Raw genomic sequence first — 2,507 nt, 5'->3', positions numbered from 1 at the left:
GGACAACTCCATCTCTCGAGCAGGTAGAGTTCCCCCCTCGGGTCGCGCCCATGTCGCCCAAACACTGACAAGCGGAACAATCCCGGGAGGCGCCAGTTAGGCGGCGCACGCTTGGGCGACTTGCGGCCAGCCCCGAAAAATCCCGCGTCAGGAGCAGACGTCAGATGGAAAACGAGCACCCCGAAGGACGTGTCCTCTCCGCCGGCGCGGCGATCGGCAAGAAGTTCGGGCCCCACCGGTCGTCATTAGCCATGACTGGCGTCGATTCGCTCATGGGCCAAAACCGTGGAGCGGTTCTGGCTCCACCAGCTTGATGGGGTGATCGACTTAGCTGTGCTCCATCGCCGTGCCGCCGAATTGGAGTTTGTGCATGAGCCAGCGAGGAGGAACAAACCGGGGAAGCGCCAGTTAGGTCCTTCGTCCGGCGGAGGGCGGCACCCCGGCCACGCGCCTTGAAGTTGGTTCAGAGGAAGGCTTCAGATGAGAAGTGCCAAGAGCGCGTGCCCCAAGAACGCGTCCTCTCCAGGATTGGTGGCCGAGCAAGTGTTGTTGCCATCCAGCCCCAAGCCGGGGCGGCAACTGCTCTGGATCCCGGCAATCGCATTCTTGCCCGGTTGCGCGGGGGGTGTGCTCGACCCGCAAGGACCCATTGGCTCGGGCAACCGCACGATCCTCTTGAACTCACTGGCGGTGATGCTGGTGATCGTTGTTCCGACGCTTGTTGCGCTCTTGGCCTTCGCATGGAAATTCCGCGCCTCGAACAGCGACGCGCGCTATGACCCGGAGTTCACCTATTCGGGGCGCATCGAGTTGATCGTCTGGTCGATCCCGACGCTCACCATCCTTTTCCTTGGCGGGCTGATCTATTATGGATCGTACCAGCTCGATCCGCGCAAACCGATCCCTTCCGCGCAGCCGCCGCTCGACATCCAGGTGGTGGCGCTCGACTGGAAATGGCTGTTCCTCTATCCCGAGCAGGGCGTGGGCGCTGTCAATCAATTGGTTATCCCCGCCGGCGTTCCAGTTCATTTCAAGCTGACCTCGGCCAGCGTGATGAACACGTTCTTCGTGCCCCAGCTTGGCAGCATGGTCTACGTCATGAACGGCATGCAGACCGAGTTGCATCTGCAGGCCGACTATGAGGGCAGCTTTTTCGGCCAGTCGGCGCACTTCAGCGGCGACGGCTTCTCGGACATGAACTTCAGCGTGAGCGCGGTTTCAGCCGATGCCTTCACCCGCTGGACGTCGTCGCTGCGTGGCGGCGGCGGCGTGCTCAACGCGAATGCCTATCGCGAGCTCGCCCGGCAAAGCACCAACGTGCCGCCGTCCACGTTCGGCCATGTTCAGCCCGGGCTGTTCGATGCCGTCGCTCAGCAGATATTGCCCCCGGGTCCGGGGCCGGCCGAAAGTGCCGCCGGCGGCGAGCCACAGGTGAGCCCAAAGGCATTGCCCGCGGCGGCGCCGCCGACGGGGCATCATCCACAGGCAGAAGGGGCGGAATGACGATGCTGGGCAAGCTCGACTCGTCGGCCATTCCCTTCGATCAACCCATCCCGCTCGTCGCGGCTCTCGGCGTCTTTCTGGCAGCGGTCGCCGTGCTTGGATGGATAACGGTGAAGGGCTACTGGCCCTATCTGTGGAACGAGTGGATAAGCTCGGTCGACCACAAGCGCATCGGCGTGATGTACATTGTGCTGGCGATGCTCATGCTTCTGCGTGGCTTCATCGATGCCATCATGATGCGCACGCAACAGGTGCTGGCGATCCACGGGCCGGGCTACCTGCCGCCGGAGCATTACGACCAGATCTTCTCCGCGCACGGCACGATTATGATCTTCTTCGCGGCGATGCCTTTCATGATCGGCCTGATGAATTTCGCCGTACCGCTGCAGCTTGGCATACGCGATGTAGCCTTTCCGACACTCAATTCCGTCAGCTTCTGGCTGACGGCTTCCGGAGCCCTGCTGGTCAACATCTCGCTTGTCATCGGTGAGTTCGCGCGCACCGGCTGGCTGCCCTATGCCCCCTTGTCGGAGACCACCTACTCGCCGGGCGTCGGCGTCGATTACTATCTGTGGTCGATCCAGATCTCCGGCGTCGGCACGCTGCTTACCGGCGTCAACCTGGTGACGACCATCCTCAAGATGCGTGCGCCTGGTATGGGCTACCTGCGAATGCCGATGTTCTGCTGGACCTCGCTCGCGTCCAACCTGCTCATCGTCGCAGCCTTCCCGATCCTCACCGCCACGCTGGCGATGCTGACGCTGGACCGCTATCTCGGCTTCCATTTCTTCACCAACGAAGCCGGCGGAAATCAGATGATGTTCGTCAACCTGATCTGGGCCTGGGGCCATCCCGAGGTCTACATTCTGGTGCTTCCCGCCTTCGGCATCTTCTCCGAGGTCTTCTCGACATTCTCGTCAAAGCCGCTGTTCGGATACCGTTCGATGGTCGCGGCCACGATGTTCATCTGCATCGTCTCGTTCATGGTCTGGCTGCATCATTTC

Annotated in this window: 2 protein-coding genes; both read left to right on the top strand. The window is 61.9% G+C overall.

Features of this window, described 5'->3' with window-relative positions; genetic code table 11:
- Positions 1-480: 480 nt before the first annotated feature.
- Positions 481-1,503 (top strand): ubiquinol oxidase subunit II, encoded by a 1,023-nt coding sequence (gene cyoA / locus EN879_RS31840; RefSeq protein ID WP_063170617.1) that lies wholly within the window; start codon positions 481-483, stop codon positions 1,501-1,503.
- Between the two features lie 2 nt (positions 1,504-1,505).
- Positions 1,506-2,507, top strand: a 1,002-nt coding sequence (locus EN879_RS31835; RefSeq protein WP_206521042.1) for a cbb3-type cytochrome c oxidase subunit I, incomplete at its 3' end; no start/stop codon positions are given.

It is taken from the genome of Mesorhizobium sp. M7A.F.Ca.AU.002.02.1.1 (assembly GCF_003998535.1).
GTDB classification, from domain to species: domain Bacteria; phylum Pseudomonadota; class Alphaproteobacteria; order Rhizobiales; family Rhizobiaceae; genus Mesorhizobium; species Mesorhizobium ciceri.
Note: the sequence above shows the minus strand (reverse complement) of the source record. Positions and strands in the feature narration are given on the sequence as shown.